This window comes from Geodermatophilus poikilotrophus (assembly GCF_900111455.1).
In the GTDB taxonomy this organism is placed as follows: domain Bacteria; phylum Actinomycetota; class Actinomycetes; order Mycobacteriales; family Geodermatophilaceae; genus Geodermatophilus; species Geodermatophilus poikilotrophus.
In genome coordinates this window covers 390,708-414,832 of the sequence record NZ_FOIE01000002.1, presented here as the reverse complement: position 1 = coordinate 414,832, position 24,125 = coordinate 390,708, and the positions used below count along the sequence as shown (strand labels likewise).

At 74.3% G+C, this 24,125-nt stretch carries 20 protein-coding genes; 11 read left to right on the top strand and 9 right to left on the bottom strand.

Annotated features, from left to right (window positions below; genetic code table 11):
* Both BMW27_RS06410 and BMW27_RS06405 read right to left on the bottom strand, forming a co-directional pair.
* Positions 1 to 423 (bottom strand): hypothetical protein, encoded by a 423-nt coding sequence (locus tag BMW27_RS06410; protein ID WP_091440781.1) that lies wholly within the window; start codon positions 421 to 423, stop codon positions 1 to 3.
* A gap of 237 nt (positions 424 to 660) precedes the next feature.
* Entirely contained in the window at positions 661 to 1,311 is a 651-nt protein-coding gene (locus BMW27_RS06405) for a TMEM175 family protein (protein WP_175486385.1), read from the bottom strand.
* Between the two features lie 187 nt (positions 1,312 to 1,498).
* Between BMW27_RS06405 and BMW27_RS06400 the strand changes: the two genes are divergently transcribed.
* The gene (locus tag BMW27_RS06400) at positions 1,499 to 2,485 is read left to right on the top strand and encodes an SDR family oxidoreductase (RefSeq protein ID WP_091440777.1); all 987 of its coding nucleotides are present in this window, start codon (positions 1,499 to 1,501) and stop codon (positions 2,483 to 2,485) included.
* Here the strand turns inward: BMW27_RS06400 and BMW27_RS06395 are convergent.
* Both BMW27_RS06395 and BMW27_RS06390 read right to left on the bottom strand, forming a co-directional pair.
* Complete coding sequence (locus tag BMW27_RS06395) at positions 2,466 to 3,779, bottom strand: M24 family metallopeptidase (RefSeq protein ID WP_091440775.1); 1,314 nt, start codon at positions 3,777 to 3,779, stop codon at positions 2,466 to 2,468. The two genes, BMW27_RS06400 and BMW27_RS06395, sit on opposite strands and share 20 nt — an antisense overlap.
* Before the next feature lie 105 nt (positions 3,780 to 3,884).
* Positions 3,885 to 5,030 carry a GGDEF domain-containing protein gene (locus BMW27_RS06390; RefSeq protein WP_245743337.1) on the bottom strand — a complete coding sequence of 382 codons (1,146 nt, stop codon included), beginning with the start codon at positions 5,028 to 5,030 and terminating at the stop codon, positions 3,885 to 3,887.
* 118 nt (positions 5,031 to 5,148) lie between these two features.
* On the opposite strand from BMW27_RS06390, the gene BMW27_RS06385 reads away from it, so the two are divergent.
* The 5 genes from BMW27_RS06385 (at position 5,149) to BMW27_RS06365 (ending at position 11,232) form a co-directional block, all read left to right on the top strand.
* Positions 5,149 to 5,619 (top strand): cupin domain-containing protein, encoded by a 471-nt coding sequence (locus BMW27_RS06385; protein ID WP_091440771.1) that lies wholly within the window; start codon positions 5,149 to 5,151, stop codon positions 5,617 to 5,619.
* 43 nt (positions 5,620 to 5,662) lie between these two features.
* Positions 5,663 to 5,848, top strand: a complete 186-nt coding sequence (locus tag BMW27_RS06380; RefSeq protein WP_091440768.1) for a hypothetical protein — start codon at positions 5,663 to 5,665, stop codon at positions 5,846 to 5,848.
* 89 nt (positions 5,849 to 5,937) lie between these two features.
* Complete coding sequence (gene npdG, locus BMW27_RS06375) at positions 5,938 to 6,615, top strand: NADPH-dependent F420 reductase (RefSeq protein ID WP_245743336.1); 678 nt, start codon at positions 5,938 to 5,940, stop codon at positions 6,613 to 6,615.
* Between the two features lie 128 nt (positions 6,616 to 6,743).
* Entirely contained in the window at positions 6,744 to 7,064 is a 321-nt protein-coding gene (locus BMW27_RS06370; RefSeq protein ID WP_091440762.1) for a CU044_2847 family protein, read from the top strand.
* On the top strand, positions 7,051 to 11,232 hold the full coding sequence (locus BMW27_RS06365) for an nSTAND1 domain-containing NTPase (protein ID WP_091440760.1): 4,182 nt from the start codon (positions 7,051 to 7,053) through the stop codon (positions 11,230 to 11,232). Before BMW27_RS06370 ends, BMW27_RS06365 begins: the two co-directional genes overlap by 14 nt.
* Positions 11,233 to 11,337: 105 nt before the next feature.
* Here the strand turns inward: BMW27_RS06365 and panB are convergent, their stop codons facing one another.
* Positions 11,338 to 12,168, bottom strand: a complete 831-nt coding sequence (gene panB / locus BMW27_RS06360; RefSeq protein WP_091440757.1) for a 3-methyl-2-oxobutanoate hydroxymethyltransferase — start codon at positions 12,166 to 12,168, stop codon at positions 11,338 to 11,340.
* Positions 12,165 to 14,000, bottom strand: a complete 1,836-nt coding sequence (locus BMW27_RS06355; protein WP_091440756.1) for an NAD+ synthase — start codon at positions 13,998 to 14,000, stop codon at positions 12,165 to 12,167. The genes panB and BMW27_RS06355 overlap by 4 nt, the downstream gene beginning before the upstream one ends.
* Before the next feature lie 81 nt (positions 14,001 to 14,081).
* Between BMW27_RS06355 and BMW27_RS06350 the strand changes: the two genes are divergently transcribed.
* On the top strand, positions 14,082 to 14,477 hold the full coding sequence (locus BMW27_RS06350; protein WP_091440752.1) for a DUF4345 family protein: 396 nt from the start codon (positions 14,082 to 14,084) through the stop codon (positions 14,475 to 14,477).
* Positions 14,478 to 14,500: 23 nt separating this feature from the next.
* On the opposite strand, the gene BMW27_RS06345 is transcribed toward BMW27_RS06350, so the two are convergent.
* Positions 14,501 to 15,343: a slipin family protein gene (locus BMW27_RS06345; protein WP_091440749.1), complete on the bottom strand. Its 843-nt coding sequence runs from the start codon at positions 15,341 to 15,343 to the stop codon at positions 14,501 to 14,503.
* Between the two features lie 331 nt (positions 15,344 to 15,674).
* Here BMW27_RS06345 and glnA point away from each other — a divergent pair, with 331 nt between their 5' ends.
* The 4 genes from glnA (at position 15,675) to BMW27_RS06325 (ending at position 21,347) form a co-directional block, all read left to right on the top strand.
* On the top strand, positions 15,675 to 17,015 hold the full coding sequence (gene glnA / locus BMW27_RS06340) for a type I glutamate--ammonia ligase (protein WP_091441493.1): 1,341 nt from the start codon (positions 15,675 to 15,677) through the stop codon (positions 17,013 to 17,015).
* A gap of 116 nt (positions 17,016 to 17,131) precedes the next feature.
* Entirely contained in the window at positions 17,132 to 17,872 is a 741-nt protein-coding gene (locus BMW27_RS06335) for a type 1 glutamine amidotransferase (RefSeq protein WP_091440747.1), read from the top strand.
* A complete protein-coding gene (locus tag BMW27_RS06330) occupies positions 17,869 to 20,985 on the top strand; it encodes a bifunctional [glutamine synthetase] adenylyltransferase/[glutamine synthetase]-adenylyl-L-tyrosine phosphorylase (RefSeq protein WP_091441489.1) in 3,117 nt (1,038 codons plus the stop codon). Before BMW27_RS06335 ends, BMW27_RS06330 begins: the two co-directional genes overlap by 4 nt.
* A gap of 56 nt (positions 20,986 to 21,041) precedes the next feature.
* Positions 21,042 to 21,347 carry a CDGSH iron-sulfur domain-containing protein gene (locus tag BMW27_RS06325; protein WP_091440744.1) on the top strand — a complete coding sequence of 102 codons (306 nt, stop codon included), beginning with the start codon at positions 21,042 to 21,044 and terminating at the stop codon, positions 21,345 to 21,347.
* A 3-nt stretch (positions 21,348 to 21,350) separates the two neighbouring features.
* Here BMW27_RS06325 and BMW27_RS06320 read toward each other — a convergent pair whose 3' ends face one another.
* Both BMW27_RS06320 and BMW27_RS06315 read right to left on the bottom strand, forming a co-directional pair.
* On the bottom strand, positions 21,351 to 22,901 hold the full coding sequence (locus BMW27_RS06320) for a methyl-accepting chemotaxis protein (protein WP_091440740.1): 1,551 nt from the start codon (positions 22,899 to 22,901) through the stop codon (positions 21,351 to 21,353).
* A gap of 149 nt (positions 22,902 to 23,050) precedes the next feature.
* A complete protein-coding gene (locus BMW27_RS06315; protein ID WP_091441486.1) occupies positions 23,051 to 24,061 on the bottom strand; it encodes an iron-containing redox enzyme family protein in 1,011 nt (336 codons plus the stop codon).
* Between the last annotated feature and the right edge of the window lie 64 nt (positions 24,062 to 24,125).

Sequence of the window (24,125 nt, the reverse complement as noted above, 5' to 3'; positions counted from 1 at the left end):
CTACCTGATCGGTCGGCCCGTGTCGTCCCGCGCCCGCGGGATCGCGTCCTGCACCAGGCCGACGGTGCCGAGGAGGGCGACCACTGCCGCGGCCGCCCACAGGAACGGGGACACGTCCCCGTCGCTGCGCCAGGCCGAGACGACGAGGGCTGCTGCCCCCGCCAGGAGGGCCACGCCGAGCACGACCCCGACGGAGTCGCGTCGCTTCCGGTCCTCCTCCACGATGATGCGCGCGACCTCCTCGTCCAGGTGCTCGAGCAGCCGCCCGTACGCAGCGCTGTCCGGAGGGAGCTTCGCGAGCAGGTCCGCGTCGCTGACCAACCGGCCGCGGCGCCCCTGGACCGCGCTCCGGAGGAGCTTGGCCACGGCGCCCACCACGGGGATGGCTGCGAGCACCACCTTGGACCAGTCGTCCGGGTCCACTACGCGTGCCCGACGGACGGGCGCCGGGAGCTGTGGCCGCCGTCGGCAGCGCGCGCCATGGGGGAGGAGCCCACGACCGGACTCTAGCGACCAGCCGGACGCGGACGAGGAACGCCGGACGGCCGTCCTGGACCGGCGCACCGTCCCCCTGGATCCGGACGGACGGGCGTGCCGCCGCCCGAGGACGCTGAGCGACGGCGTGGACCGCGACAGCGGATTCCCGGGGCCCGCCGCTCGTCACACCAGCGGAGCCCGGCGGCTGACCAGGATGCCGACCGCCGGGTTGAGGACGACGAGTGCGAGCCACGACAGCCGAGCGGCGGCGGAGGAGGCCAGGTACGCGACCGGGATCGACGCGAGGAACACCGCTGGAGGGACGAGCTGGGGCACCAGCTCGAGCCTCACCCGCCGAGCGGACGGCGGCGCGCTGAGCAACCCGTTCCGCCACGCCACCAGGAACATCACCGCTTCGGTCGAGGAGATCACCGCGACGTTCCCCGCGAAGACCGCCGTCGCCAGCGGCTCCCCGTGCTCCCCCAGCGCGTCGGTGGTGAACGGGAGCAGCACGACGAAGGCGAGCAGCACGAGGTTCACGGTGACGAGGCGCCCGCTGAGGTGGTGCAGCCGCGCGACGAAGGCGTGGTTCGAGCGCCAGTAGAAGGCGACGACGGTGAAGGCGAGGAAGAAGGCCACGAGCTCGGTCCCGATCGCCGCCCACAGGGCGGCGGGACCAGCCCAGGCGTCGGGTCCGTCCGTCCGGTCCAGCGTGGTGACGAGCAGGGTGAGCGCGACGGCGTAGGTCCCGTCGAAGAACGCGAGCGCGCGGTCGAACTCCGTCGTCCCCCGGGCGAACAGCGGCGCGCCCGGGCCCGGTTCGTGCGAAGCCACGCCCGCAGGGTGGCAGTCCGTGCCTGGTGGCGGTGGTGGCTCGGTCCGCGTCCGGGCTCCCAGGCCCCGGCACCCGGAGCGGCGCGACCCGCCTCTGGAGGAGCCGAGCAGCGCAGCGTGGTCGGGCCCGCTCGGCGAGCCGGGCGGACGGGGTTCCGCCGCGCCGGATCAGGGGTAGGCCGACGGCATGGCCGACACCCGACGTCCCGTCAGCGACCAGGTCGTCGTCGTCCTCGGTGCCTCCAGCGGCATCGGCCGGGCGACGGCGCTGGAGTTCGCGCGCCAGGGCTGCACCCGGATCGTCGTCGCCTCCCGGGGTGAGGAGGCCCTCGGCACGCTGGTCGAGGAGCTCGAGCGGGCGGGCGCGGAGGCGGTCGCCGTCCCCACCGACATCACCGACCAGGCCGCCGTCCGGGCGCTGGTCGACGCCGCCGAGGCCCGGTTCGGCCGGATCGACACCTTCGTGACCGTGCCGGGCGTCGGCATCTGGGGCTCGGTCCAGCAGATCGACCTCGACGAGTTCCGCCGGGTCACCGAGGTCAACTACATCGGGCACGTGGCCGCCGCGCAGGCCGCCGTCCCGGCCCTGGAGCGAGCAGGCGGCGGCGTGCTCATCGGCATCGGCTCGGTCGAGGGCTACCGGTCCATCCCGCTGCACGCGCCGTACTCGGCGAGCAAGTTCGCGCTGCGCGCCTTCTACGACGCGCTGCGGATGGAGCTCGCGGAGGAGGGGTCCCCGGTCGAGGTGAGCCAGATCCTGCCCGCCGGGATCGCCACGCCGTTCTTCGAGCACGCCCGCACCAAGCTCGGCTCGATGCCCAAGCCACCGCCCCCGGTGTACGCGCCCGAGCTGGTCGCCGAGGCGGTCGTGCGGGCGTCGGTGCACCCGCGCCGGGAGATCCCGGTGGGCGACGCCGCGCTGGGCTTCATCGCCGGGCAGCGGTTCAGCCCGGCGCTCACCGACGCGGTGCTGTCGCTGACCGGCCGGCAGCTGCAGACCACCGACCGCCCCGACGACGGCACCGACATCCTCGACACCCCCACGCCGGGCCCCGGCCGGGTCCGCGGCGCCTTCGCCGACCAGGCGCTCACCACGAGCCCGGTCACCCGGGTCGCGGGCGTCGTGGCACGGCCCGGCGAACTCCTCCTGCGGGCTATCCGGCGCCGGGGATGAGCAGCAGCTCGGTCTGCCGGTCGCCGAGGTAGCTCACGCCGTCCTCGGTGAGGGCCACGCCCTCCTCCAGCGCCATGCGCACCGGCTGGCCGCCCCACTCGGCCACCGGCACCCGCACGCACAGCTCGAGGGCGTAGACGGTGTCCGGGTGCAGCACCCGGTCGCCGGCCCCGGGCACGCCGCGCTGGTCGTCCCACCGGCCGATCGCCGGTCCCGCGCCGTGGCCGTGGACGCCGACCGGGTGCGAGTAGACGTCGCCGTCGATGCCCTCGGCCGCCGCGGCGCACCGGACCGCGGCCAGCACCTCGTTCCCGGTCCGGCCGGCGACGAGCTCCGCCGTGGTGAGGTCCTGCAGCCGGTTGCCCACGGCCAGCGCCTGGTGCAGCCCGGCCGGCGCGTCCGTCTCGCCGCGCCGCAGCACGTAGCCGTTGCGCTGGCTGTCGGTCTTGAGACCGAGACTGGACAGGCCGACGTCGCAGTGCACCAGGTCGCCGGGCTCCACCGGCACGTCGAAGGGGACGGCCGGCAGCAGCGCGCCCTGCTCGCAGCGCGGCGCCACCCCGGCGCGCTGCACGTCGACCACCGGGTGGAACCACGGCTCGACGCCCAGGTCGGACAGGCGCTGGCGGATCCACCAGGCCAGGTCGGTGCCGGTGGAGACACCGGCGGTCAGGACGGCGGGGGAGAAGGCCTCCTCGACCACCTCGCGCACCCGCTGGTTCAGCCGGTCCAGGACGGCGATCTCCTCCGGCAGCCGCGTCTCCAGCCAGCCGACCGCGAGGTCCTCGGCCGGCACCAGCCGGTCGGACCACGGCCCCAGCGCCTCGGTGAGCCGACGGTGCTCGGTGTGCGACAGCCCGTCGGCGAGGGCGAAGTCCGCGGAGACGTCGATGCCGATCCGCCGCGGTGCGGCCTGTTCGACGATGCGGCGGACCTCCGCCCACTGGGTGTCCTCGGCCGGCGGCCGCCCGGCGTCATCGGGCGACCAGGCCGGCAGGAACTGGCCCACCGGGTAGCGCGAGACCGCCGCCGCGGTGACGCCGTCGTCGCTGCGGTGCAGCACGAGGATCGTGCGCCGGCGGGCCGAGAGCCAGGTGGCCGGGAGCAGCGTGGCCAGCACCGGGTCCTCGTTGTACTCGCGGCCCACGACCAGCCACAGGTCGATGCCGGCGCGGTCCATCAGCCCGGGCAGCAGGTCGAGCAGCCGCTGGGTCAGCCACCGGTCGCGGACGTCGGCCTGCTCGCGCAGCGGCAGCGGCACCGTGCGGGTCGGGTCCGGCGCGACGAGCGGCATGGGGAGAGTGGAGCAGAGAACCGGCGGCGCCACAGGTCGAGGGTGCGGCCCCGCTGCAGGGTCCCGTCGCGAGCCTGCCTGTGGCGGGGGCACAGGGGTCCTCCCTCAGGCCGCTCCACCGGTCGCGTGGCCGTTCGGTGGGGTGCTGTCGGCGAAGCGCCCGCCGCGCTGCCGGGGCACGACGGCGGCCACACGGTCGCGGCCGGCCTGCTTGGCCGCGTACATGGCGCCGTCCGCGCGGTCGACCAGCCGCCACATCGCGTCGCCGGCGTCCTCGCCGTCCACCGGCCGAGCCAGCGCGATGCCGATCGAGGCGGTCGCCGCGTGCCCCTCGGCGGTGCGGCTGGTGCGCACCGCCGCCCGCAGCCGCTCGGCCAGCCGGTGCGCCTCGGCCGCGTCGCTGACCAGCCCGAGCACGATCAGCTCCTCACCGCCGGTGCGGGCCAGCACGTCGCTGGGCCGCACGGTGGCCGACAGGGACGTCGCCACCGCCCGCAGCACGGCGTCCCCGGCGGCGTGCCCGTGGGCGTCGTTGAGCTGCTTGAAGTGGTCGAGGTCCAGGACCATCGCGGCCACCCGCGACCCCTCGCGGCGGGCCTGTCGCCAGACCCTCGGGGCCTGCTCGAGGAGGAAGCGCCGGTTGGCCAGCCCGGTGAGCGGGTCCTGGTGGGACAGCGCCTGCGTGGCCTCGAGCAGCCGCTGGACCCGGCGGCGCAGCACGTGGACGCCGAACGCCGCGGTGTTCAGGGCGCCGGCGCTGATCGCCACCTGCACGGCGATCGTCAGGATCCCGTCGTAGGTGTGCTCGAGGGCGACCGTGCAGGCCACCACCGTCGCGAGCATGGTGGCACCCAGCATCCAGGTGCCGAGGAACCAGGCGGCGACGAACGAGGGGAACAGCAGCATCAGCGGGGTCGCCTGCGCCGGCTCGGAGATGCTGAGGACGACGATCACGTAGACGACCTCGACGAGCAGCACCAGCCCGAAGGTCTGCCACCGGCCGATCCGCTGCCGGACGGCCAGCGCGACGGCCGCCGCCAGGCAGGCGGCCATCGCGGCGGTGTAGCTGGTGCGGGTGGCGCCCTGGTGCAGCGTCCCGTCGACGAAGAGGTTCGCCATGCCGATGAGGCCGGCGACGAAGGTGAGCGCGGCGAGGGCGAGCGCCGCGATCCGGTGTTCCGGCCCCGGGCTGACGGCTGAGCCGCGCCGCCTGCCCAGTGTGTCGGTGCCCTTGCGTCGCCACCCCGTCACGGGGGCAGCATGCCGTACCGGGCGGTTCCGCAGGAACTGCCGTTGCACTTCCGTCACCAGGTGTCCCAGTGGCCGGGACGGGTCGACGCGGCCGCACGGCGGTGCCAGGGTGACGGCCGTGTCCCACCCGGATCCCGGCACGGTCGTCGTCCGCACCCTCGCCGAGCACCCGATGGTCGAGGCAGGGACCAGCGCGCTGCGCATGGTCGCGCCCGGTTCGGAGACCGCCGGCCGCTTCGGCCTGGTCCAGTACCGGCTCGCGCCGCGCAGCCCGGGCGCCGCGCCGCACTACCACCAGACGTTCTCCGAGTCGTTCTACGTGGTCTCCGGCAGGCTGACCGTGTACGCCGACGGGGCGTGGCGGCCGTACTCGGCGGGGGACTTCGCGCTGGTGCACGAGCGCGGCGTGCACGGCTTCCGCAACGACGGGGACGAGCCTGCCGACTTCCTCATCCTCTTCGCGCCCGGCATCGCCCGGGAGCAGTTCTTCGCCGAGATGGCGGAGCTGCGCCGCAGCGGCCGCAAGCCGTCCCCGGAGGAGATGACCGCCTTCTACGCCCGGCACGACCAGGTGATGGTCGACGTCTGACCGGGAAGGGAACGGCCGGCGGACGACGACGGAGGAGGACGACATGGCGCAGGGACCGTGGTTCTACTGCCTCAAGCACCACACCGTGGAGGACAGGGACGGGTGTGCCGAGCGGCACCGCCTGGGCCCGTACGCGACCCGCGAGGAGGCCGAGCACGCGTTGCAGTCGGTGGCCGAGCGCGAGGAGCAGCTGAACGCCGAGGACCGCGCGTGGAAGGACGGCGACTGAGAGCCCGCTCCGCCGTCCGGGCATGATCCCTGCGGAACGCCGGGGGGTCCGGCGTGCGCAGGGGGTGGGACGTGTCGGACGGACGCTCGGTGGATGACCTGGTCGTCGGCGTGCTGGGTGGCACCGGTCCGCAGGGCCGCGGGCTCGCCGTCCGGCTGACGGCGGCCGGGCAGCGCGTGCTGCTCGGGTCGCGGGACGCCGAGCGCGCCGGTGAGGTCGCCGCGCAGGTCGCCGAGCGGGCCACCGCCGCGGCCGGGGGCACCGGTGTCTCGGTGACCGGCGGCGCCAACGTCGACGTCGCGGGCGCGGCCGACCTGGTCGTCGTCGCCGTGCCGTACGCAGGGCACGCCGACACCCTCGCGGAGCTCGCCACCCCGCTGGCCGGCAAGGTCGTCGTCGACTGCGTCGTCCCCATGGCCTTCGACGAGCTCGGCGCGTACGTGCTCGACGTCCCCGAGGGGTCGGCGGCCCAGCAGGCCGCCGCGCTGCTGCCCGACTCGCACGTCGTGGGCGCCTTCCACCACCTGTCGGCGCGGCTGCTCGAGGACCTCTCCAGGCCCACCCTGGACGGCGACGTGATGGTCGTCGGCGACGTCCGCGAGGCCACCGACACCGTGCAGGCGCTGGCCGGCCGGCTGCCGGGCATGCGGGGGATCTACGCCGGCCGGCTGCGCAACGCCCGCCAGGTCGAGGCGCTGACGATCAACCTGGTGTCGGTCAACCGCCGGTACAAGGCGCACGCCGGCATCCGCGTCACCGACGTCTGAGGCGTCCGGTCACCGCCGTCCAGCCGTCGGTGACAGCGCCGTGACGGCGCGGTGACGCTGCACGCGCACCATGGCTCGTCGTTCCGTGTCCGCGGCGTCGCGCCCGACTGTGCCGTCCGGGGGACCTGATGAGCGAGATGGTCCGCTACCAACTGGACGACGGTTCCTCCGTGCTGGTCGAGGTCGACGAGGATGCCGCCGGCATCGAGCGCGTCAGCCGCGGTCACGACGGAGTCCTCGAGGCGGGGCGTCGGCTGACCGAGGCCCTCGCCGGCGTGCGGGACGCCGCCGACGCCTCCGTCCAGGCGCTGCGGGTGTTGTCGCCGGACGGGCTCGAGCTGGAGTTCGGCGTCAAGCTGACGTGCGAGGCCGGCGCGGTCATCGCGAAGACCGCGGGAGAGGGCCACTTCACCGTCAAGCTCTCGTGGAGACCTGGTGGCGCCCCCTAGGGAGGGCCGTGCCCTTCCGCTCGAGGGGGCCGTGACCTCGGCGGAGGTGCCGGCCCCGGCACCAGGAGCGGTCAGGCCGGCGGGGGTGCCCCGCGAGATCAACGCGGCCCTCGCCCGGGTGCGTGCCAGGAACGGCGCCGTGGTCGGCAGCGCGTTCCTCGTCGACAGCGACCACGTGGTCACGTGCGCTCACGTGGTGACCAGCGCACTCGGGCGCCGTACCCAGGAGAGGCCGGGCGAGGACGACCTCGTGCAGGTCGACTTCCCGCTCCAGGCTCCGGGGCAGGTCACGCAGGCGCGGGTCGAGGTGTGGTGTCCTGTCGCGCCGGACGACAGCGGCGACGTCGCCGTGCTCTCCCTGGTGGGTCCTGGCCCCGCCGGTCTGTCGCCGGTCCGCCTCGTAGCCGCTGACGAGCTCTGGGGCCACCACTTCCGGACCTTCGGTTTCCCCCGGAAGCACGATCACGGTGTCTGGGCCACCGGCGTCCTCAGGGGTGCGCAGGCGGCCGGCTGGGTCCAGATGGACGGCAGCGCCTCCGGGTATCCCGTCGAATCAGGGTTCAGCGGAGGAGCGGTCTGGGACGACGAGCTGGCCGGCATCGTCGGCATGACCGTGGCCGCGGACGCGCAGGACCACCTGCGCGCCGCCTATCTGATCCCGGCCGGCGTGCTGGTGCAGGCCTGGCCCGTGCTGGCCGAGCGCGCGATCGCAGCGTCCCCGTACCGCGGCCTCTACCCGTTCCGCACCCAGGACGCGGCGGTGTTCTTCGGGCGCGAGGACCTGACCGCGCGGTTGGTGCGCGAGGTCGGCCGCAGTCCTCTGGTCGCCGTCGTGGGTCCCTCGGGCAGCGGCAAGTCCTCGGTCGTCTTCGCGGGCCTGGTGCCGGCACTCCTGCAGGAGGAGGGATGGGTCAGCGCCACCATGCGCCCGTCCCAGGCGTCGTCCCCCCTGCACGCCCTCGCCGGGGCACTGCTCCCGCTCCTGGAGCCGGAGCAGTCGGAGACGCAACGCCTGGTCCTCACCGATCCCCTCGCCCAACTCCTGTCGAAGGGCGGTCTGGCCGACGTCGTCACCCGGGTACTTGCCCGGGCCCGTGCGGCTCACCTGCTCGTGGTCGTGGACCAGTTCGAGGAGGTGTTCACCCGACCCCCCGAGGCCGTCGGTCAGTTCGTGCAGGCACTGGTGTCGGTGCTCCCGTTCCAGCAGGACAAGCGCTCGAGGCAGCTCTCGATCGTGCTCACGATGCGCGCGGACTTCCTCGGCGAGGCCCTCCGCTATCCGGCCATGGCCGACGCCCTCGAGGGCGCGGTGACGACCATCGGCCAGATGGGGCGCAGCCAGCTCCGGGCGGTGATCGAGAAGCCGCTGCCCGCGGGCGCGCGGTACGAGCCGGGTCTCGTCGAGCGCATCCTCGACGACGTCGGTGAGGAACCGGGCAGTCTGCCGCTCCTCCAGTTCGCCCTGACCCTGCTCTGGGACCGACAGGACCGGGGGGTGCTCACGCACGCCGCCTACGACGAGCTCGGCCGGGTCGACGGCGCGCTCGCGGCCTACGCGGAGCGTGTCTACCGCGACGAGCTCATGCCGGACGAGCAGGAGCAGGCCCGGCGGCTCCTGGGCCAGCTCGTCCGCCCGACCGACGTGGGAGTGCCCGTCCGCCGCGTGGCCCGCCGGGACGAGATGACCGACGCGCAGTGGGAGCTCGGGCAGCGCCTCGCCGCCACACGCCTGGTCGTCGCCGACCGGGACCCCGCCGGTACGGAGTCGGTCGAACTGGTCCACGAGGCACTGATCGGGGGGTGGTCGCGCCTGCACGAGTGGGTCGACGACGACCTGGCGTTCCGGACCTGGCAGGAACAGCTGCGCACAGCCATGGCCGGGTGGGAGAAGGTCGGGCGTGATCCGGGTGGGCTGCTGCGCGGCGCTCCGCTGGCGGAGGCCGAGCGGTGGCGGGAGGAGCGCGGGGAGGACCTGACCGACGCGGAGAAGCACTTCATCACCGCGAGTTGCGTTCAGCGTGGCCGGGGGGTGCGGCGGCTGCGGATCACGGTGGCGGGCCTGGCTGCCCTGCTGGTCGTGTCGCTGGTCCTCGGGGTGGTCGCATTCCGGGCCTCCCAGCGATCCGAGTGGCAGGCCGAACAAGCCGGATCGCGCTCCCTGGTGACGCATGCCGAGGAGCTCGCTCCGCACGAGCCCGACACGGCGCTCCTCCTGGCGGGTGCTGCTCACGAGATGGCGCCCACGCCCGAGTCGAGGATGTTGGTGACGAGGCTGGCCAGCGAGCGATCCGGAGTCGACAGGCTCCTGGGGACCGACCTGGGATCAGTGAGGGGTGCTGTCTTCAGCCCGGCGGACGGGAGCCTGGTCCTGCTGTGGGATGACGCCGAGGTCGCCTTCTGGGACCTGCAGCGCGGAGAGCGAGCAGGATCGGCCCTCGAGGCGCCCGATGGCGTGGGAGAGGCCGCCCTCAGCCCGGACGGGGACACGGTCGCCTTCTCCTCGCGCAACGGGGATGCGCTGTGGGTGTGGGATCGGACGACAGGTGCACTCGAGACCGCTGCGGCGTCCCCTGAGGCCTACCTGACCGGTATCACGCTCAGCCCCGATGGCCGCCACATCGGTACGTGCGGCGAGCGTGGGATAGACCTCTGGACTCGCACACCTCTCCAGCTGCACTCGTCCGTGGACGTTCGGCAGGTCACCGAGGTGGAGGGCGGCTCCTGCTCGGTCAACTTCGCCCCTGGTGGTCGACTGGTGTACGCCGATGGTGGCGAGATCGTCACGTGGGACGTCATCGGGCGGCGTGAGGTGGCGCGCGACCGACCCGCCCTACCGGTCCCGGGTCCGGGGCTGCCCGAGACGGGTCATCTCGCCATCGCGCCCCACGGACACTCCGCTCTGTACTCGAACGGATCCACGTGGGCATGGTGGGACGTCGACGACCGAGTCGTGCTGACAGGGGAGGAGTTGAGGGTCGATCCGAGTTCGGTCGTCGCCTCCTTCAGCGCTGATGGCCGCAGAGCCCTCCTCGTGTCGGGGATCGGCGCTGTCGTCCTGGTGGACATGGTGGAGAGGACGTCCATCGGCGCTGTGCCCTCGTACGGGGCTGGGGTGGGATCGCTGAGTCCGGATGGCTCGACGATCGTCTCCCCGGCCGGTGGTGGGGTGCTGGCGCTGTGTCGGGTGGGAGGGGCCACCGGTCTACCCGTGACCTACGTCGACCAGGTGGTCGTGCGACCGTCCGAGGTTCCCGAGCACGGTGCTCGCACGCCGGCCGAAGGCGTGGTCGTCCACGACATGGAGGGCATGACCGTGACCGCGACCTCGCGGGACCTGACGTCCACCGAGCCACGTCCCTCAGCCGTGACCGACGACGGCCGTCGTCTCGCCACCACGCGGGGCCACCCGGACCAGGTGGACGTCGTGGACCTGTCCGCCGGGGCCCACGAGGTGGTTCAGCTCTCGCCGCCACACCGTGGTCCCGTGGAGTTCCTGGCCTTCGATGCCTCCGGGAGGTTCCTCACCTCTGCAGACCCGTCGGAGGTCGTGATCTGGGATCTCGACAGCCGTTCCCGGATCGGCGGTGTGCCCTCTCTCGACGACGGCATCCAGGCCCTCGCGTTGCAGCGCGACGGGAAGCGCGTGGCAGTGGCCCACCTGTCCGGTCGGGCTGCCTCCTACGACGCCGCAGGGAACCTCGTTCGCGAGCTGCCGACCGCGGATGCGGAGTTGGTGCAGTTCAGTCCGGACGGGAGGCTGTTGGCGGTCGGAGGCCAGAGGGAGCTCAGCATCTGGGATACCTCTTCAGGGCGACGACTCTCGCGCTCCGTTCCGACCGGGGGCGGCAGTCCGGTCGCGACCTTCAGCGCCGACGGGCGGTACCTGGCGGCATCCGTCATCGAGGGGGGCACGAGTGTGGTGCGGATCTGGCGCGTACCGGACCTCGAGGTGGTCGGCTCGGTGAGTCCTTACACCGGGGCGTGGGATTTCGCCTTCTCCCCGGACGGCAGCGCACTGGTGGTTGCGACCGACGGGGCTGTGTTCGTCGAGACCTTCGACCCGTCCTCCGCCGTCAGCCGGATCTGCGGGATGGTCGAGCGCCGTCTCGGTGAGGAGGAGTGGCGCGAGTACGCACCCGGCTTCGAGTACAACGACCCGTGCGAATGACGGCTTGCCGTCGGCGTCCGCCGCATTGCCGGGGTTCCTCGTGGGTTGCCGGTGCTGCCGCGCCCGCAACCCACGAGGAACCCCGGCAACGCGCGCCGTACGGCATCACTCGAAGGAGTGCTCGGGCCCCGGGAAGACGCCGCTGCGGACCTCGTCGGCGTACTCGCGCGCGGCCCGCAGCAGCTCGCCGCGCAGGTCGGCGTACTTCTTCACGAACCTCGGCACCCGGCCGCTGGTGAGGCCGGCCATGTCCGGCCAGACCAGCACCTGGGCGTCGCAGTCGACGCCGGCGCCGATGCCGATCGTGGGGATCGACACCTCCTTGGTCACCTGCGCCGCGATCTCGGCCGGCACCATCTCCAGGACGACGGCGAACGCCCCGGCCTCCTGGACGGCGTGCGCGTCGGCCAGCAGCTGCTCGGCCCCGGCCCCGCGGCCCTGCACCCGGAAGCCGCCGAGTGCGTGCTCGCTCTGCGGGGTGAAGCCGACGTGCGCCATCACCGGGATGCCGTTCTCGGTCAGCATCCGGGTCTGCGGGGCGACCCGGACCCCGCCCTCGAGCTTGACCGCCTGCGCGCCGCCCTCCTTGAGCATCCGGACGGCGGTGGCGAACGCCTGCTGCGGCGACGCCTCGTAGCTGCCGAAGGGCAGGTCGGCCACGATGAGCGCCCGCTTCGTCGAGCGGGTGACCGCCTTGGTCATCGCCAGGATGTCCTCGACGGTGACCGGCACGGTCGAGGTGTGCCCGAGGACGACGTTGCCGGCGGAGTCGCCGACCAGCATCACCGGGATGCCGGCCTCCTCGAAGACGGCCGCGCTGAACGTGTCGTAGGCGGTGAGCATCGCCCACTTCTCGCCGCGCTCCTTGGCCTGCTGCAGGTGGTGCACCCGCACCCGGGCGGTGGACGTCCCGCCGTAGAGCACCGATTCCGTCATGGGTGTGATGCCGCTCCTTCGCGGACGGTGGGCAGCGTCTCCCGCCACCGGTTGGTGACGGGCAGCCGCCTGTCGCGTCCGAACGCCTTGAGGCTGATCTTCGTTCCGGGCGCGGACTGCCGGCGCTTGAACTCCGCGGCGTCCACCAGCCGCAGCACCCGCGCCACCACCTCCGGGTCGTGGCCGCGCTCGAGCAGCTCGGCCATCCCGAGGTCACGGTCGACGTAGTCGGCGACGACCGCGTCGAGCTCCTCGTAGGAGGGCAGCGAGTCGGTGTCGACCTGGCCGGGGGCGAGCTCGGCCGAGGGCGGCTTCTCGATCGAGTTGACCGGGATCGGCTCGGCCGCCCCCCGCCCGCGCGCGTACTCGTTGCGCCACCGGGCGAGGGCCCAGACCAGCGTCTTCGGCACGTCCTTGATCGGGGCGAAGCCGCCGGCCGAGTCGCCGTAGAGCGTCGAGTACCCGACCGCGATCTCGCTCTTGTTGCCGGTCGTGAGCAGCAGGTGGCCGTGCTGGTTGGACAGCCCCATCAGCAGCGTGCCGCGGACCCGCGCCTGCAGGTTCTCCGCGGCGACCCCGCTGAGCTCCACCGACGAGTGGTAGGCGTCGACCATGGGTGCGATCGGGACGACGGAGTAGTGCAGACCCGTCCGCCGGGCGAGGTCCTCGGCGTCGGCGAGCGAGTGCTCGCTGGAGTACCTCGACGGCAGGCCGACGCCGTACACCCGGTCGGCGCCCAGCGCGTCGACGGCGAGGGCGGCGCAGACGGCCGAGTCGATGCCGCCCGAGAGGCCGAGCACCACCGAGGGCATGCCGTTCTTGTCGATGAAGTCCCGCAGGCCCAGGACCAGCGCCCGCCAGACCTCCTCGCAGTCGGAGAGCGGCTCGGCGACCGAGGCCGGCCGCGGGTCGAACGCGGGTACCGGCTCCTCGGAGAGCACGTGCCGGGTGACCGTCATCGGCCCGAACCGGCCCTCGCGCCGGTCGGGCACGGCCGAGCGGTCGATGCGGAGGTCGACGCACAGCAGGTGCTCGACGAACTGCGGCGCGCGGCCCAGCAGCTCGCCGTCCGGCGCCACGGCCATGGAGTCGCCGTCGAAGACCAGCTCGTCCTGGCCGCCGACCTGGTTGCAGTAGACGACCGTGGCCCGTGCCTCGGCCGCCCGACGGCGGACCAGCGGCAGCCGCAGGTCGTCCTTGGCCCGCTCGTAGGGCGAGGCGTTGGGGGAGAGCACCAGGTCCACCCCGGCCTGGCCGGCGACGCCGCACGGCCCGCCCTCCACCCAGAGGTCCTCGCAGACGGTCAGCGCCAGGTCCACGCCGTGCAGCCGCACGACGGGCAGCTCGGTGCCGGGCACGAAGTAGCGGGCCTCGTCGAAGACGCCGTAGTTCGGCAGGTGCCGCTTGTGGTAGCGGACGACGACCTCGCCGCCGTGCAGCAGCGCGGCGGCGTTGCGGGGTGCGCCGCGGCGCGGGTTGGCGTCGGCCGGGCGGTCGTCGTCGCCGGGCATGGACTCCGTCGCCGCCGGGCCGCTGCCCTCGGTGTGCGCGAGGTAGCCGACGACGACGGCAGTGCTCCCGAGGCCCCGCTGGGCCAGCTCACCGGCGAGCTCGACCAGCGCCTTCTCACTGGCCTGCGCGAAGGACTCGCGGAGCACGAGGTCCTCGGGCGGGTACCCGGTGAGGGTCATCTCGGGGAAGACGACGACGTGGGCGCCGTCCTCGGCGGCCCTCGCCGTCCAGGTGCTCACCAGCGCGGCGTTGCCGGCGATGTCGCCGACGCGGGTGTCGACCTGGGCCAGGGCGACTCGGAGCTGCACGGGTTCGCTCACGTGCCCATCCTGGTCCGCGTCCCCGGAACCCGGCCAGGCGGGGACCTGTCCAGACGATCAGGCGACGCTAGCCTCCGCCGCATGACCCTCCGAGGACACCTGCGCCGCTCGGCGGCGGGGGCCTATGCCGCCATCGGCGTCGTCGCCGCCCTCGCGCCCGCACGGGTGCCGGCCCTCTTCGGCGGTGCCGCCGGCACACCCGAGGCGCGGACGGAGGTCCGGGCGGTCTACGCCGGCATCCCGCTGGCCCTCGCGGCGTCCCTGGCAGCGGCGTCGGGCTCGACGCCCGGGGACGACGCCGTCCTGCGCACGGTGGGCGTCGCCAGCGCCGGCATGGCCGTCGCGCGGTTGGCCGGGTGCGTGGCCGAGCGCCGGCTCACCGCCTGGCCGAGCGGCGTCTTCCTCGCCCTCGAGGCGGCGCTCGCCGTGGCGCTGCGGGCGGCAGCGCAGGCAGGGGGCAGCCGCCGCACCGGCTGAGCGTCCGAGCCGGAGCCGGCACGTCAGCTCGCGGCCACCGGCGGGACCGTCGGCCGCGGGACGGGTAGCCCGTTCGCCGTCGAGGCGGGCTCGCGGCTGGTCGGCGCCGGGGGAGTGGCGTGCTCGAGGAAACGCAGCAGCTCGACCGGGAACGGCAGGACGACCGTCGCGTTCTTCTCCGCGGCCACCTCGACCATCGTCTGCAGCAGGCGCAGCTGCAGCGCGGTCGGCTGGGTGCTCATCACCTGCGCGGCCTGGGCGAGCTTCTCCGAGGCCTGCAGCTCGCCCTCGGCGGTGATCACGCGCGAGCGGCGTTCCCGCTCGGCCTCGGCCTGCCGGGCGATCGACCGCTTCATCGACTCGGGCAGGGCGACGTCCTTGATGTCGACGCGGTCGATGTGGACGCCCCAGTCGACCGCGGGGCTGTCCATCATCAGCTCCAGCCCCTGGTTGAGCCGCTCCCGGTTGGACAGCAGGTCGTCGAGATCGCTCTTGCCGATGATCGACCGCAGCGACGCCTGGGCCACCTGAGCGATGGCGGCCTGGTAGTTCTGCACGTCCACGACGACGCGGACCGGGTCGTAGACCCGCCAGTACACGACGGCGTCGACCTTCACGGTGACGTTGTCCCGCGTGATCCCCTCCTGGGCCGGCACCGGCATGGTGACGATCTGCATGTTGACCTTGTGCATCCGGTCGATGCCCGGAGCGATGACGGTCAGCCCGGGCGGCCGGGCGTCGCCGAGCAGCCGGCCGAACCGGAGGACCACTCCGCGCTGGTACTGGGTCACCACCCGCACGCTCGCGCCCGCGAGCACCAGCAGCCCGAGGACGACTACGACGACCAGTGCGAGAACGACGTCCATCTCGCCCTCCGCCAGCGGCGCCGCGGCCGGACGCGGGGTCGCGCCCGTGGCCGCGCCGCCCTCGTGATGGCGGTCACATGCTAGATCGACTGGTGCCTCTCCGGAGGTCCTCCGGTGCCCGCGCCTTCCCGGCAGCCGCTCCCGCGACCATGGACCCGCGGTGGCGACCCCGCCGTCGTCCGCCGGTGTCGCCCCACGGCTCCACGATCGTCGCCGAGGGCCGCGACACGGGTCCGCCGCGGCCGGAGGCCCGTGTGCAGATCGGCCCGACGGGGCAGGCTGGGGGGCGGACGTCACCCCACGGAAACGACTGGACGCGATCATGCCGAGCATGGACCGACAGCAGGAGTTCGTCCTGCGCACCCTCGAGGAACGCGACATCCGCTTCGTGCGGCTTTGGTTCACCGACGTCTCCGGCTACCTCAAGGCCGTGGCCGTGGCGCCCGCGGAGATCGAGGCGGCGTTCGCCGAGGGCATCGGCTTCGACGGCTCGGCGATCGAGGGCTTCGCGCGCGTCTACGAGTCCGACATGCTCGCCAAGCCCGACCCCGGCACCTTCCAGGTGATGCCGTCGGCCAAGGGCGGCTCCAGCGACACCGCGCGGATGTTCTGCGACCTCACCACGCCCGACGGCTCACCGTCCTGGGCCGACCCGCGGCACGTGCTGCGCCGGGCGCTGACGAAGGCCGCCGACATGGGCTTCACCTTCTACACCCACCCCGAGGTCGAGTTCTTCCTGCTCAAGGACCAGCCCAGCGACGGCAGCCCGCCCGAGCCGGCCGACAACGGCGGCTACTTCGACCTCTCCACGCACAACGTCGCCCACGACTTCCGCCGGGAGGCGGTCTTCGCGCTCGAGGCGATGGGGATCTCGGTGGAGTTCAGCCACCACGAGGTCGCGCCCGGCCAGCAGGAGATCGACCTGCGCTACGCCGACGCGCTGTCGATGGCCGACAACATCATGACGCTGCGGCACGTGGTCCGTGAGGTGGCGCTCGCGCAGCAGGTGCACGCCACCTTCATGCCCAAGCCGTTCACCGACCTGGCGGGCTCGGCGATGCACACCCACCTGTCGCTGTTCGAGGGCGACCGCAACGCCTTCCACGACCCGGCCGACCCGATGAAGCTGTCGACCACCGGCAAGCAGTTCATCGCCGGCCTGCTCGTCCACGCCAAGGAGTACACCGCCGTCACCAACCAGACGGTGAACTCCTACCGGCGGCTGCTGGCCGGGACCGAGGCGCCGACCGCGGCCACCTGGGGCCGGGCCAACCGCTCGGCACTGGTGCGGCTGCCCTCCTACAAGCCGAACAAGGGCCAGTCGGCCCGGGTGGAGGTCCGCTCGCCGGACTCCGCGTGCAACCCCTACCTGACCTTCGCGATCCTGCTGGCCGCCGGGCTGCGCGGCATCGAGAAGGGCTACGAGCTGCCGCCGGAGGCCGAGGACGACGTCTGGTCGCTCACCGACACCGAGCGCCGCGCCGCCGGCTACGAGGACCTCCCGGTGTCCCTCGGCGAGGCCCTCACCGCCATGCAGGGCAGCGAGCTGGTGGCCGAGACGCTCGGCGAGCACGTCTTCGAGTTCTTCCTGCGCAACAAGTGGGCCGAGTTCAACGCCTACCGGCAGAACGTGACCCCGTGGGAGCTCAAGCGCTACCTGCCCGGCCTCTAGAAGGACCCCCTCGCCCCCCGCCACTCGCCAGCTCGCGGCGGGACCCTGCGAGGGGGCCGTCCCTGGAAGGTGGCCGTTCCCGTCCGTCACCGAGGCCGCTGACTACCCTCGGCCGCGTGGCCCGCCTGCTCGTCGTCGTCCCCTCCGAGACCGACCCGCCGGCCCGGCTGGGGGAGTGGCTCCGCGCGGCCGGGCTGGAGCTCGACGAGCGCCGGCTCGGCGCCGGCGACGAGCTCCCGGCGACCCTCGAGGGCTCCGACGGGCTGCTCGTCCTCGGCGGCCCCCAGTCGGCGATGGACGACGAGCAGACCAGCCCGGAGCTCGTCGGGGTCCGCCGCCTGCTGGCCGAGGCGCTGCGGGACGACGTCCCCACACTGGCGGTCTGCCTGGGCGCCCAGCTGCTCGCCGAGGTCGGGGGCGGCCGCGTGCGGAAGGGCGTCGACGGGCCCGAGGTGGGTGCCACCCTGGTGGCCAAGCGCGACGCCGCCGACTCCGACCCGCTCTTCCGCCCGCTCCCGATGACCCCCGACGTGATCCAGTTCCACCACGACGAGATCGCCGAGCTGCCGCGCGGGGCCACCCTGCTCGCGGCCAACCCCGCCTACGCGCACCAGGCGTTCCGGGTGGGCGAGCACGTCTACGGCCTGCAGTTCCACATCGAGACGACGCCGGAGATCGTCGCGGAGTGGGCCGAGCGGGACGTCGTCGGCGTGGCCGCCAGCCCGTTCGACCGGGAGACGATCTGCGCCCGCGCGGCCGCGGTGCACCCGGACCTCGAGGAGGTGTGGGCGCCGTTCGCCGACCGCTTCGCCGACCTGGTCCGCAGCCGCGCCCGGGCCGGGGCGGGCGCGGCGTGACCACGAGCAGCGCGCCGGAGATCCCACGCCGGGCCGTCGTCCGGCTGGTCCGGTTCGGGTTCCTCGACGGCGAGCGGGCCGCCCGCCTGCTGTCCGAGCCGGAGATGGGGCTGTGGGACCTCGAGCGCAACGAGCCCGCCGACCCCGAGGCCGGCCCGGTCGTCTCCGCCCTGGCCCGCACCGGCGACCCCGACCTCGCCGTCCGCTCGCTGCGCCGGCTGATCGAGGCCCTCGACGCCGCCGACCCCTCCGGCGGCTCGGCCGCCGCGCTGCTGGCCCGGCTGCGCGGCTCGGCGCTGCTGCGCTCCCGGCTGCTCGGCGTGCTCGGTGCCAGCTCCGGCCTCGCCGACCACCTGGCCGCCCACCCCGGCGACTGGACGGTCCTCGACGGCGACGGTGACGGCGACGGCCGCGGCCCCACCAGGCCCACTCCGCATGCGCTCGAGCGGCAGATGCTCGTCGCCGTCGGCGCCGACCCCGACGACCCGCCCTGGGGTGTGCGGCTGGGCAGGGGCGCGCCGGACGCCGACCCGCAGCGGGTCGCCGACCTGCGGCTCGCCTACCGGCGGGCCATCCTCTCCGTCGCCGGGCGCGACCTCGGCGAGGGCCTGGCCGCCGAGGACGTCGCCGCCGAGCTCGCCGACATCGCCGCGGCCGTCCTGACCGCCGGGCTGGCCGTCGCCGTCGCCGAGCAGCCCGCCGAGGCCGCCGCCTGCCGGCTGGCGGTCATCGCGCTGGGCAAGACCGGTGGCCGGGAGCTCAACTACGTCAGCGACGTCGACGTCGTCTTCGTGGCCGAGCCCGTCGACCCCTCGGAGGCCGACGCCGCGCCCGCGCTGAAGAGCGCCACCCGGGTCGCCGCCGCGCTGATGCGGGTCTGCCACGAGGCGGCCTGGGAGGTCGACGCCGCGCTGCGACCCGAGGGCAAGGCCGGAGCGCTGGTGCGCACGCTGGCCAACCACGCGGCCTACTACCGCAGCTGGGCCAGCACGTGGGAGTTCCAGGCGCTGCTGAAGATGCGCCCGGTCGCCGGCGACCCGGACCTCGGCCGGGCCTACGTCGAGGAGCTCTTCCCGCTGGTGTGGCAGGCCGGCGAGCGCCCCGGCTTCGTCGGCGAGGTGCAGGCGATGCGCCGGCGGGTGCTGGACAACATCCCCCCGGCCCAGGCCGAGCGCGAGCTGAAGCTGGGCCGCGGCGGGCTGCGCGACGTCGAGTTCGCCGTCCAGCTGCTGCAGCTGGTGCACGGGCGGGTGGACGCGCGGCTCCGGGTGGGCGGCACGCTGCCGGCGCTGCACGCCCTGCGCGCCGGCGGCTACGTGGGCCGCGACGACGCCGACACGCTGATCGCCTCCTACCGCTTCCTGCGGACCGTCGAGCACCGGCTGCAGCTGCTCCGGCTGCGGCGCACCCACCTGCTGCCCACCGACGAGCAGCAGCTGCGCTGGCTGGCCCGGTCCCTGGGCTACAAGCCCGACCACCGCGGGGACGCCGTCGCCGTCCTCGACGCCGAGCTCTCCCTGCACACCCGCGAGGTGCGCCGGCTGCACGAGAAGCTGTTCTACCGGCCGCTGCTGTCGGCCGTGGCGAAGGTGCCGCCGGAGGCCGCGCAGCTGGGGTCGAAGGCGGCCGGCGACTGGCTGCGGGCGCTCGGCTTCGCCGATCCCGACGGCGCTCTGCGGCACATGGCCGCGCTCACCGGCGGGGTGTCGCGGTCGGCGTCGATGCAGAAGTACCTGCTGCCGGTCGTGCTGCAGACCCTCGCCGACTGCGCCGACCCCGACGCCGGGCTGCTGGCCTACCGCAAGGTCAGCGAGGCACTCGGCGGCAACCAGTGGTACCTGCGGCTGCTGCGCGACGAGGGGCAGGTCGCCGAGAGACTGGCCGCGCTGCTGGGTTCCAGCCAGTACGTCGCGGCGCTGCTCACCCGCACCCCCGAGGCGATGCGGATGCTCGCCGACGACGACGAGCTGCGCCCGCGCACCGCGGCCGCCCTCGCCGCGGCGTGGCGGCAGGCGGCCGGGCGGGCCGCGGACCCCGCCGACGGCATCCGGGTGCTGCGCGGGCTGCGCCGGCACGAGCTGCTGCGGGTCGCCGCCGCGGACCTGCTCGGCATGCTCGACGTCGGTCAGGTCGGTCGCGGGCTGACCGACATCGCCGTCGCCACGCTGCAGGTCGGCCTGGACGTCGCGGTGCGGGCGCACGCCGCCGAGACCGGCACCGCGCCCGGCGACCTCCCGACCGACCTCGCCGTCATCGGCATGGGCCGGCTCGGCGGCGGGGAGATGGCCTACGGCTCGGACGCCGACGTGCTGTTCGTGCACCGGCCCCGGCCCGGCGCGGAGGACGCGAAGGCGACCGCGGCGGCCAACGCGGTCGCGCACACGCTGCGCCGGCTGCTCGGCGAACCGGCACCGGATCCGGCCTTCGAGCTCGACGCCGACCTGCGGCCCGAGGGCCGGCAGGGGGCGCTGGTGCGCAGCCTGGACTCCTACCGCGAGTACTACGACCGCTGGATGTCGGTGTGGGAGGTGCAGGCCCTGCTGCGCGCCGTCCCCGTGGCCGGCGACGAGGCCCTGGGCGCGGCCTTCGTCGAGCTCGTCGACCCGATCCGCTACCCGTCCGGGGGCGTCTCGGCCGAGCAGGTCGCCGAGATCCGCCGGATCAAGGCCCGGGTCGAGCGGGAGCGGCTGCCGCGGGGTGCGGACCCGACCACGCACACCAAGCTGGGCCGCGGCGGGCTGGCCGACGTCGAGTGGACCGCCCAGCTGCTGCAGCTGGAGCACGCCGGCGAGCACCCGGAGCTGCAGGTGACCTCGACGGTGGCCGCGCTGACCGCGCTGCGGGAGGCCGGCCTGCTCGACGACGACCAGGCCGAGGCGCTGCAGCAGGCGTGGGAGCTGGCCAGCCGGGCCCGCAACGCGGTGTTCCTGGTCCGCGGGAGGCCCAGCGACCAGCTGCCCCGGCCCGGTGCCGAGCTGGCCGGGGTCGCGCGGGCGAGCGGGTACGGCCCGGACGTCGATCCGGGGCAGTTCCTCGACGACTACCGGCGCGCCACCCGGCACGCGCGCGCCGTCGTCGAGCAGGTCTTCTACGGCCGGCCCCCGGCCGGGTGAGCACCGCCTCCGGCGGGCGGTGTGTGCCCGGCGGCCGTACGGGGCAGGGGGACGCGGTGACGCGTCCCGAGCCCACCTCCGACGAGGACGTCCCCGTGCCGGTGGCCGAGGGCACCACCATCACCCCGTACCGGGACGGCCCGCTGATCGTCCGCGGCGACTTCCGGCTGCTCGACCAGGAGGGCAACGAGATCGACCCCGGGCGCGGGACGATCGCCCTGTGCCGGTGCGGCAAGTCCGGCATCAAGCCGTTCTGCGACGGCTCGCACAAGCGCGCCGGGTTCTCCGCCCCCAGCGCGCCCAGCCGCCCGCGACCGGCCGCGCGCATCGTGCGCGAGGCCGGTCGGGAGGACGCACCGTAGCGATCAGCGCCCCTCGAACGCGCTGGCCATCCGCTCCTGCTGTTCGAGCGCTGCACCGATCCGCGCCTGGACCGCGTCCAGCTGGCCGATGACCTCGCTGGTGGCGCGGATGCCGGCCGACACCGAGTCGGTGCTCGTCTGGATCCCCGTGATCTGCGTCGACACTCGTTGGGTCGCCGCAGCGGTCTCCCGGGCCAGGTCCTTCACCTCGCCGGCGACGACGGCGAAGCCGCGACCCAGCTCCCCGGCGCGAGCCGCCTCGATGGTCGCGTTGAGCGCCAGCAGGTTGGTCTGGTCGGCGATCGAGGAGATGATCCGGATGACGTCGCTGACCGACGCCGATGCCTGGCTCAGCGCCTCCACCTCCCTGGTCATCGCCGAGGCCCGGGCGACGGCCTCCTCGGCGACGCGGCCGGCGTCCGCGGCGGCCTCGCGGAGCTGGGCGACGGTGTCGAGCAGGGCCCGCGCGTTCTCCGCGTCCAGCTCGGTGCGCCGCAGCACCTCGATGCGCTGGGACACCAGCTGCTGCACGTTGCGCAGCGCCGAGGCGCGGGACTCGGAGAGGTCCACGCTCTCGGTGACGAAGAAGTCCATCGTCCCCAGGACGCGCCCCTCGACCTCCACGGGGAAGCACACGCCGGAGCGGACGCCGGCCCGCTGGGCGGCCGGTGCGCGGACGCAGTCGGTCACGTCGGCGAGGTCGGGGACGAAGACCAGGTCGCGGGCCCGCCAGGCCCGGCCGGAGAGCCCGACCCCCTCGGCGAAGCTCGCGGCGAGGGTGACCCGCCGGAACTCCTCGCCGGCCGAGCCGGACTCGACACCGAAGCGCAGCACGCGCTCCTCCTCGTCGAGCTCCCAGTAGGAGCCGTAGGCCCACCCGAACGCGGCACGCACCGTGTCGAGGGCCATCCGCACCGCCCCGCGCGTGGTCCGGGCCTGCCCGAGGCTCTTCGCCACCTCGGCGACGGCCACGCGGTCGTCGACGGCCTCGCGCAGGGCGACCGTGGCCACAGCACCCTGGCGGGCGTGCGCGGCGACCCTGCTCAGCGACGTCCACTTCTGGCCACGAGCGCCCAGGAAGGGCAGCGGGAAGTCGGCGTAGAACTCCTGCAGCGCGACGAGCCGGTTGCCGGAGAGCACCGGCAGCCACGCCCCCTCGGGGGTGCCGAGGGCCGCGGCGGCATCGCGTCGCCGGACGGCGTCGGGGCCACCGTCGTCGCTGGCGACGGCCACCCGGGTCGCGGCCGCCCGCTGCGCCAGGATCGACGTCGCGGGAAGCGTCGCGTCGCTCCGAGGGTCGCGGGCCAGCCTGCCGGCCAGCCGGCCGAACTCGCTGTCGAGGCGGAACCCGCCGGAGGGGTCGGGCAGCCAGACCGCGGCGTAGGGCAGCTCCAGCGCCTCGCCCATGGCCCGCACCACGCGCCGGTGGGCGTCGGCCTCACCGGTGACGCCGGCGTCGAGCGCCTCGAGCACGTGCTCGAGGGCCTCGCTGTCCCGGGGCGGGGGGCCCGTCGGTGCGGCGACCTGCGGTGTGCGGGTGCTGCGGAACCTCATCGGCGTCCTCTCCTGGATCTCCGGCACTCCTCTTCATCGGCAGCCGGACCGGGGAGTCCACTCGGAACCGCCCCTGGTGACGTGCTGGAACGGCCCTCGTGCGAGGGCCGCGCCGAGCCTGCGAGGCGTGGGTGGGAGGGGGTCCCCGCTCAGGCGGCCAGCGCGCGCTCCCGGCGCAGGCCCGAGCGGCCGGCATCCCAGGCGCCGAGCAGGTGGCGCGCGACCAGGCCGTCCATCGCCAGCGAGCAGGTCGCGCCGAAGAGGACGTCGCCGGTGAGCGCGGGCTCACCGGCGACCAGGGAGCCGCACATGTCCACCGCGGCGATCTGCTCGTGGACGGCGTCGGCCTCCACGTGCTCGTCGTAGAAGACCGTCGTCGACCCGTCGAAGCCCAGCCGGCGCAGCCCGGCCGAGTAGCGGCGCGACGGCTCGGAGGAGGTCATCTCCACGCAGGCCAGGTGCCCCAGGGCCGCGCCGCGCCAGCGCCGGTGCAGGCCGAACAGCGACATGGTGTTCACCGAGGCGAACGCGGCGGCGGGGGCGTCGTCCCACAGCGCGCCGTAGCCGGCATCGAGACCGAGGTCGCGCATCATGCCGGCGAACAGCTCGCTGTGCATCCGAGCGGGGGAGCCACCGCCGTACTCGTCGGCCTGGATCTCCACCATCGCCGCCTTGGTGCGCCCCGACAGCCGGGGGACGGCGAAGGTGTGCGGGTCGCCCTCCTTGAGGTGGTACACCGAGCGCAGCGCGAGGTACTCGCGCCACTGCTCCAGCGAGCCGGTGCGGGCCATGTACCGCGACAGCGAGGGTCCGTCGTCGGCCGCGATGAGGGCGGTGAGCTGCCGGTCGACCGGCTCGTCGGTGACCTCGAGCTCCCCGGCCAGCTCGCGCAGCGCCGCGGTGTGCACCCGCTCCAGGTGCGCGCGCAGTCGCAGCAGGTCCGGGTCCCACTCCCAGTCCTCGGCGACGCCGTCGAAGCCGCGGTAGTGCAGCTCGTAGCAGATCGCGAGGGCCAGCTGGAGGTCCTCGTCGGTCAGCGGGTCGGTCGAGGCGGCCGCCGTCCGTTCCGCGAGCTGGACGGTCGCGGGGGACAGCGTGCCGGTGCTGAGGTCGGTGCACAGGGCGCGGGTGAGGGAGCCCCGTGGCTCGGGCAGGCGCATGACCGCTCCCATGCCCACGGTCGGGGTGGTCGATGCACGTCAGGGGTGTGGTGTCCCCCCACGG